The organism is Paenibacillus sp. Leaf72 (assembly GCF_001422685.1).
Classification (GTDB): Bacteria; Bacillota; Bacilli; order Paenibacillales; family Paenibacillaceae; genus Pristimantibacillus.
In genome coordinates, this window is sequence record NZ_LMLV01000010.1 from 58,741 (window position 1) to 65,873 (window position 7,133).

8 protein-coding genes and 1 pseudogene are annotated in these 7,133 nt (G+C 48.0%); 7 read left to right on the forward strand and 2 right to left on the reverse strand.

Features of this window, described 5'->3' with window-relative positions:
- Positions 1-325: 325 nt before the first annotated feature.
- The 4 genes and pseudogenes from ASF12_RS14440 to ASF12_RS14450 all read left to right on the forward strand — a co-directional run bounded on the left by ASF12_RS14440 (position 326) and on the right by ASF12_RS14450 (position 3,260).
- Positions 326-1,021 (forward strand): phosphoadenylyl-sulfate reductase, encoded by a 696-nt coding sequence (locus ASF12_RS14440; protein WP_056035820.1) that lies wholly within the window; start codon positions 326-328, stop codon positions 1,019-1,021.
- A gap of 1 nt (position 1,022) precedes the next feature.
- Positions 1,023-1,151, forward strand: a pseudogene (sat, locus tag ASF12_RS33730) (sulfate adenylyltransferase); the annotation flags it as partial.
- Between the two features lie 113 nt (positions 1,152-1,264).
- Positions 1,265-2,044 carry an N-acetylmuramoyl-L-alanine amidase CwlD gene (gene cwlD / locus ASF12_RS14445; protein ID WP_056035848.1) on the forward strand — a complete coding sequence of 260 codons (780 nt, stop codon included), beginning with the start codon at positions 1,265-1,267 and terminating at the stop codon, positions 2,042-2,044.
- A gap of 106 nt (positions 2,045-2,150) precedes the next feature.
- A complete protein-coding gene (locus ASF12_RS14450) occupies positions 2,151-3,260 on the forward strand; it encodes an Mrp/NBP35 family ATP-binding protein (RefSeq protein ID WP_056035822.1) in 1,110 nt (369 codons plus the stop codon).
- Positions 3,261-3,504: 244 nt separating this feature from the next.
- Here the strand turns inward: ASF12_RS14450 and gerD are convergent, their stop codons facing one another.
- Positions 3,505-4,203 (reverse strand): spore germination lipoprotein GerD, encoded by a 699-nt coding sequence (gerD, locus tag ASF12_RS14455; protein ID WP_056035833.1) that lies wholly within the window; start codon positions 4,201-4,203, stop codon positions 3,505-3,507.
- Positions 4,204-4,357: 154 nt separating this feature from the next.
- Here gerD and ASF12_RS14460 point away from each other — a divergent pair, with 154 nt between their 5' ends.
- The gene (locus tag ASF12_RS14460; RefSeq protein ID WP_235533162.1) at positions 4,358-4,987 is read left to right on the forward strand and encodes a KinB-signaling pathway activation protein; all 630 of its coding nucleotides are present in this window, start codon (positions 4,358-4,360) and stop codon (positions 4,985-4,987) included.
- 29 nt (positions 4,988-5,016) lie between these two features.
- Here the strand turns inward: ASF12_RS14460 and pdaB are convergent, their stop codons facing one another.
- Complete coding sequence (gene pdaB / locus ASF12_RS14465) at positions 5,017-5,832, reverse strand: polysaccharide deacetylase family sporulation protein PdaB (RefSeq protein WP_056035838.1); 816 nt, start codon at positions 5,830-5,832, stop codon at positions 5,017-5,019.
- A 108-nt stretch (positions 5,833-5,940) separates the two neighbouring features.
- Between pdaB and ASF12_RS14470 the strand changes: the two genes are divergently transcribed.
- Positions 5,941-6,567 (forward strand): stage II sporulation protein M, encoded by a 627-nt coding sequence (locus ASF12_RS14470; protein ID WP_056035841.1) that lies wholly within the window; start codon positions 5,941-5,943, stop codon positions 6,565-6,567.
- Between the two features lie 162 nt (positions 6,568-6,729).
- Positions 6,730-6,951: a hypothetical protein gene (locus ASF12_RS14475; protein WP_046234262.1), complete on the forward strand. Its 222-nt coding sequence runs from the start codon at positions 6,730-6,732 to the stop codon at positions 6,949-6,951.
- Positions 6,952-7,133: the final 182 nt, after the last annotated feature.

The window sequence follows — 7,133 nt, forward strand, 5'->3', positions numbered from 1 at the left end:
GAAGTTTGTGACGGAGGGTGCCGAGAAGCTGAAATAAATGGAACGGTTAGGAACCGAATCCTTGGAGTCATTTTTCTGAAAAATAGTCCATAAAAAGCACTGAAAAAACCAACCCGGATATTTGCTGGCAGGCAGGCTTAAGAAAATACAGGAAATGTAGACGGGACAAGCGGAGAAAGTGTGCTTGGAGCCCGTTTTTTTGCATAATAAACAAACTTTAATTCATTTTGGAGTAAACTAGATATTGAAGATTGTGAGTGGTCGACGTATAATTAGACTTAAATACAGATCAATATACTTGGTATTGATGCGGAGGAGTAAAACGATGAATCTTTTTGAGAAGGAAGCCCTTATTGCCAAGCAGGCGGTTGAGCTGGAAAATGCAACGCCAGAGGAAATTATTGCTTTTGCTGTAGCAACATTCCCTAATCTTACTTTTGCTTGCAGCTTCGGTGCAGAGGATGTTGTGCTCGTTGATATGCTGCAGAAGGTTAGCCCAACAACGGACATTTTCTACTTGGACACTGATTTCCACTTTAAAGAAACGTATGAAACTCGCGATCGCATGATCGAGCGTTATCCAGGAATTCCGTTCGTAGAAGTAAAGCCGAAAATTACGCCGGAGCAGCAAGCTGCCCAATATGGCGAAGAGCTATGGAAAACCGATGCTAACCAATGCTGCGATATTCGGAAGGTAGAGCCGCTTACGCGGATTTTGTCCCAATACGAAGCATGGATTACAGGTATCCGTCGTGATCAGGCGCCAACACGGGCTAACGCGAAAAAAATCGAGTATGATACAAAATTTGGATTGGTGAAGTTTAACCCGATTGCACATTGGACAACTGAAGATGTATGGAACTATATCCGTGAAAATGATGTCATCTACAACCCGCTTCATGATCAAAACTATCCGAGCATTGGTTGCGAACATTGCACACGTCAAGTTAAACCGGGTGAAGATCCGCGTGCTGGACGCTGGGCAGGACAAGAAAAAACAGAGTGCGGCTTGCATAAATAAACCGCTTTATTTCGAACACAGCTTCTTCTGTCAAAAATGCGGCAACATGGCGACGACCAAAACATGTCCGCATGACAAATCCGAGCATTTGACGTTTTCGGGCACAAAAGTACGCGCGCTGCTGCGTGACACTGTGAATGTGCTGAGACACACTCATAAATAACCATCTCGTCCCATAAGATGATAATGAGCGCCGGCCAAGCTGGAGCTGATTATTATTTGATGGAGGACGGGGTGGTTTTTTTGCGCCGATGGGGACGACGCTTGGTCGTTTGGATAACGCTAAAGGGAGCGCTGCGGTTGACTGCTGCTGTGCTGGCTATTGCACTCGTATGGACGCTGCTTACTTACGGAGATGAACGGACGGCGCGGACATGGAAAACTTGGGCAACGCCTTTGTCCGGTAAGACGATCGCGCTTGATGCTGGGCATGGTGGAGTAGACGGCGGGGCAGTCAGCAAGCAGGGAGTCGTTGAGAAAGATTTGAATATGGCGATTGCGCTTTATTTGCGCGATTATTTGCAGCAGGCGGGGGCCATTGTCGTGATGACCCGCGAAGGGGATTATGATCTGGCAGCTCCAGATACGAAAGCCTATAGCAGGCGGAAAACAGAGGATTTGCATAAGCGTGTAAATGTCATAAAGGAAAGTCAGCCTAACTTGGTTGTCAGCATTCATATGAACAGTATTCCGTCGGCAAAGTGGTCGGGGGCGCAAACCTTTTACAATCCGGCTAATCATCAGGACAGCAAGTTGCTTGCTGCTGCTATTCAAAACGAGATCAAACGCAATTTGGAAAATACGAGCCGTGTCGCCGCAACGGAAAATACCGTCTATTTGCTCAAAGCGATTACAGATGTGCCTACCGCTTTAATTGAAGTTGGCTTTCTGTCTAATCCAGGGGAAGCAACCAGGCTCGCCGATTCGGATTACCAGCGCAAGGTCGCTGCTTCCATTTATCAAGGGATGCTGCGATATGCTGCTGGAGAGAAAATGACGCTTTCCGCAGAGGATAAGCCATAAGTCGAAATCGTTCCGACATGTTACAGCCATGAATGTTGCTGCTTAACTATGCTATAATCATTATTAATAAGCAGTAATTGCATACATAAAGGTGGGACGTATCCTAATGTTAACACGTGAGCAAGCTTTGGAAGCCGTTGAAGCAGTAACGGCGCTATATACGGCGGGCGAGGTAGCCGTCCGCGATGTGATGGTGAAGGACCGTCAAGTTTCACTGACGGTGCTGGTTGCCAGCGAGGAGGCGAAGCCCTCGCTGGAAGCCGCGCTGCGCGAAGCGTTAGCGCGGCTGGGCGCCGAAACCGTGCACTGCCGGTTTCGTGCGCTAGAGCCCGCAGCGGCGGCGGATGCTTCCGCGCAGCGCGGGGCGCCAAGCGGCGGCGGCGAAGCCTCCGCTGCCGCAGGCGCAGGCGCCGCCGGCCCCGTGCAAGGCCACGGGGCCGGGCTGGCGAGCCCGCTGCTGGATGCCCGCAGCGGGGTGCAGTTCATTGCCGTCGCCAGCGGCAAGGGCGGCGTCGGCAAATCCACAGTGACCGTGAACCTCGCGGTCGCTCTCGCTCGCAGGGGCAAGCGTGTCGGCATTATTGACGCCGACATTTACGGCTTCAGCGTGCCCGATATGATGGGCATTGAAGAGCGCCCGCAGGTCGTGAACGAGCGGGTCATCCCGATTGAGAAGTTTGGGGTGAAGGTGATGTCGATGGGCTTTTTTGTCGAGGACAACAGCCCGATCGTATGGCGCGGCCCGATGCTGGGCAAGATGCTGCGCAACTTTTTTGACGAAATCGAATGGGGCGAGCTTGATTACTTGCTGCTCGACTTGCCCCCGGGAACAGGCGATGTGGCGCTGGACGTCCATCAGATCATTCCGCAAAGCAAAGAAATTATCGTCACGACGCCTCACGCTACAGCGGCATTCGTTGCTGCCCGCGCAGGGGCCATGGCCATCAAAACCGAGCACGAAATCATCGGTATCGTTGAAAACATGGCGTATTACAAATGCAGCAAATGCGGCGAGCCGGAATACATTTTTGGCCGAGGCGGCGGCGGAAGGCTAGCCGAGTCGCTTCATGCCGAGCTGCTGTCCCAAATTCCGCTTGGTGCGCCGGATAATCATCCATCAGAGCCGGACTTCTCGCCATCCGTATACAAGGCAGAGAGCGAGACAGGACTGCTTTATTTGGAGCTTGCAGACAAAGTGCTTCAAAAATGCGAATAGCACGCTCTTCTACGACTGAATAGCTCTCACTTTTTCAACTGAATAGTTAAAATAAAAAGCCCCATGCCAACGAATGAGGATCAGCCAAGCAACTGGCTTACCTACATTCACAGCGGGGGCTTTTTTTTGTCCAAATATAAGAAAGTATAGGTTAGCCGTACTGTTCTTCTATTTCTCGTAATGAAACACGCCGTGCCGCCAAAAGGACGGCGACAGCCGTTTCACCATTCACCTTGATCACAAACTACATCGTATTATCCTGCTGTCCATCTCCTGAGCCTGAATCCTGGCCACTGTCTTCACCGGAATCTTGTTGATCCCCACTATCCCCACCAGAGCCTTGCTTCTCCACCTTTTCGTTAGGCTTCGGTTTCAGCTCTTCCTGTACAGCTTTCTTCATCAGATCGAGAACTTCAAGCCGGAAAAGCGGATTTTGCATCGACTCCTGCATAATCGACATGACTTGTTTTTTATACTGCGTGCTTTGCAGTACCTCCAAAATCATCTTGTCCATCTCCGGATTTTTCATCACCTTAATTAACTGCTCCTGATACGACGGATCTTTAAGCAGCTGCTGGTGAATTTCCTTGTTCTGCTTATTGACGGCTTTGGCAAACTCCCCAGCGAAACGCACGTCGGTCATTAGCGTCTTGATCACCTTGTCATATTCAGGGGCGACAAGCACATCTTTTACCGCCAGACGGACCTGCTCCTGATCCTGAACGGACAAAAGCTTGGACGTGTTCCCGTTATAGCCCGACATTTGCTGGGCCGATTCCTGGAGCGCTTTTTGAGCATCCTCCGTTTTGAGTATATCAATGACCATCGATTTCATGTCTTTGTACGTGACTTGTTGGCTGCTTCCCGATGATTCTGATCCACAACTGGCCAAGACAAAAGACGTTGCAATGAGAAGCATAATTACCGTCATACGAATGCGCATGATTCGTGTTCTCCCTTCGTGGCAGCATTCCTGTATTGATGGGAGTAGTATGTGTCAAAGTTCCATTGATTATCATGGGGAAAGGTTAGCTTTTTAATGTGAACGTGGTAAAATAAAGGATGTTGGACAGGGTGTGCTTGAAAAATTTAGGGGGATGTCAAACGTGAATATCAGAAAATGGTTTTTTCTCTTTTGGAGCTGTATGGCAGTAGGCGGCTTGGCTACGGCGATATGCGGAATAACGATGCAGTGGACGGATCCGGAATTCGGCTTTATGGGGCTGGATGCCTCGGGATTTAATTTTGCAATGATGGCGCTTGTTGGCCTTATGTTTGGAGCATTCAGCCAGATGGGCTTTTTCGCTTATTTGACTTTAAATTATATCGCGCTTAGCGTATTTCGCAAAAGCTATCTCTGGAACACGCTGCAAGGCTACTCCACCGTGTTTGCGGCATTTGCCTTAGGCTATTTATTGTTTGAGCAACGGACGAATAACTGGTTCTTCTGGCTTATGCCGCTTCTGCTTATGGTGTTCTCTCTGGCGGTTTCTTATGTAAAGGTGAAGCAGACGAAGGCGGTAGCTTTTGTGCCGACCGCGTTTCTTATGTTTACCGTTACTTTCATTGAAGCTTATCCTGCTCTAAAAGGGGAAACCAACACCGCAGCCATCATCTTTATGATTGTGCCGCTATTCGTATGTAATGCGTACCAAATATTGATGCTGCCGCGGATATTGAAAAGCGAAGCGACCGAATCTGCATCATCTGCAAAGCCGGTCGCTTAATGTAAGTGCGATTTTCAACCTTTCACGGCTTAATGTTTGACGAGTGCGTTCAATTGGCTTGTACCGGTGGAGGACATAGTGGATTTGTCTTGTACGGCTTTGCCCTCGGTTTCCGTCTGAGTAATCAGCTCCGTTACCGTTACGAAGTCATAGCCCTTGGAGCGCAGCTGGTCGATAATAACGGGCAGGGCTTCATGAGTTTGCTTCACAGAATCGCTGGCATGCATCAATATAATATCGCCAGGATGAGCGCGGCTCACGACTCGGCTAATGATTTTATCCGTCCCGATGTTCATCCAGTCCAGCGAGTCGGTATCCCATTGAATAACCTTATAGTTCATTTCACTCGCAATGCGCAGTACCCGTTTGTCAAAATCGCCATTCGGCATCCGAATCAAATTAGGCTGTTTGCCGGTCGTATCGGAAATAATGGAATGAGCGGTAGAAATTTGCGTGCGGATTTCGTCGTCGCTCAGCTTGCTGTAATAATCATGCTTGTGACCGTGGCTTCCAATTTCATAACCGGCGTCGGTTATTTTCTTCACGATATCGGAATGCGATTGAATCCAAGGCGACGATAGAAAAAAGGTAGCTTGCGTAATGCCTTTGTCTTTAAGCACTTTCAAAATCGGCTCCGCGCGTTTTTCACCCCAGCTAATATCAAACGTAAGGGCCACGACTTTCTTTTCTGTCGGTACACTGTAGATGGCAGCGGGCTGCTGTGGTGAAAACACCGTAATATTGTCTCGCTCCGCGTAAATGACGCCTACCGAAAATACGAGGGCTAGTACAATTAGACTGTAGTGCTTGATTTTACGACCGTTCATCACATAAAAAAAGTTCATTTGGACGGGCTCTCCTCTCTAATGGAAGCTTGTTCTAGTACAATCTATGCTCATAGCGCCAAGTTATTCATGCTTGTTCAATTGAAGATGGGCAGAGGAGGACAATACTTGTTTAAGCCTCGGGAAATTCTCGATCACTTTCGCTCGATGAGCGGCTATATTGCATTTGGATTTGTTCTATTTTTTGCCGGAATGGTTGTAGGGGGAAGTAATACGACGATTAGCGATATGCTGGATCAACAGCTGGAGGCTATTGCTCAACTGGCTCAGCAGCTTGATCAATCGGCTAATCCGACGATGAGCTACATTTTGTTCATTTTTTTCAACAATGCCATTAAATCTATCTTCATTATGTATCTCGGAGCATTCCTTGGATTGGTACCGTTATTCTTCCTCGTCTTTAATGGGATGATTATTGGTTATTTGCTTAACCGAACAGCTGAGCTGCACGGGGCGGGCACTGTAATGGAAATGATTTTTAAAGGCTTGCTGCCGCACGGCATTATTGAAATTCCGGCCATCATTATTGCTGGTGCATATGGGATGCGGTTCGGCGTCCTCGTTTTAAAACTAATGAAATCCACCGTAAGCCCGAATGGCCAAGTGGAAAAGAGCGGATTCGAAATTTTATTTTTCATGAAAAAAACGATTCCAGTCGCCGTTGTGCTTACGATTTCTCTGCTAGTGGCTTCTTTAATTGAAAGTATCATTACACCTTGGCTTCTGAAGATGTAATAAAATTCCTATTATTTGTGCATAACAATAAAGCGGCGTTATTACGTGCGAAGCGTAGACGCCGCTTTATTGTTTCATCAAGCTGCATGAGGCAGAGCAAGGACGAGCCTATTCGCTATACAGGCGAACGATCGTCACCACTTGAGGAGGGCGCAAACCACTATGCTAGGAATTCTATTCAACGATAAAGAATGCAAAGAACTCGACTACGTCCTGCGCAAGGAACTCGATGAAATGCTGCTTGATCTCAATGACTCCCGTTTGGATGGAGAAATCAAGCAGTCGATTACCCGCCGTTACAAAACGATTTTCCGCATGTATGCCCGTTTGGCATCCCCAAAAGAGCTTTCCCGCTACGCTTTAAACGTCCGTACATATAAGTAATTTAAGGCCTCTAACAGGCCTGAATTTGGGCCTGAAAAATAATCGAAAATAAATTGAAAAAAACACTTGCAATCGTATAGGCGCCCGTGATATATTATATGAGTCGCCGCTGAGACATACGGCAGACACGAACGAAACGTAAGCAAGAGAAATTGTTCTTTGAAAACTGAACAACGAGTGAA

Excerpts from the sequence above, each read along its gene's own strand:
- ASF12_RS14440 (WP_056035820.1), top strand. The coding sequence starts at position 326 with ATGAATCTTTTTGAGAAGGAAGCCCTTATTGCCAAGCAGGCGGTTGAG.
- ASF12_RS14450 (WP_056035822.1), top strand. The coding sequence starts at position 2,151 with ATGTTAACACGTGAGCAAGCTTTGGAAGCCGTTGAAGCAGTAACGGCG.
- gerD (WP_056035833.1), bottom strand. The coding sequence starts at position 4,203 with ATGCGCATTCGTATGACGGTAATTATGCTTCTCATTGCAACGTCTTTT.
- ASF12_RS14460 (WP_235533162.1), top strand. The coding sequence starts at position 4,358 with ATGTCAAACGTGAATATCAGAAAATGGTTTTTTCTCTTTTGGAGCTGT.
- pdaB (WP_056035838.1), bottom strand. The coding sequence starts at position 5,832 with ATGAACTTTTTTTATGTGATGAACGGTCGTAAAATCAAGCACTACAGT.
- ASF12_RS14475 (WP_046234262.1), top strand. The coding sequence starts at position 6,730 with ATGCTAGGAATTCTATTCAACGATAAAGAATGCAAAGAACTCGACTAC.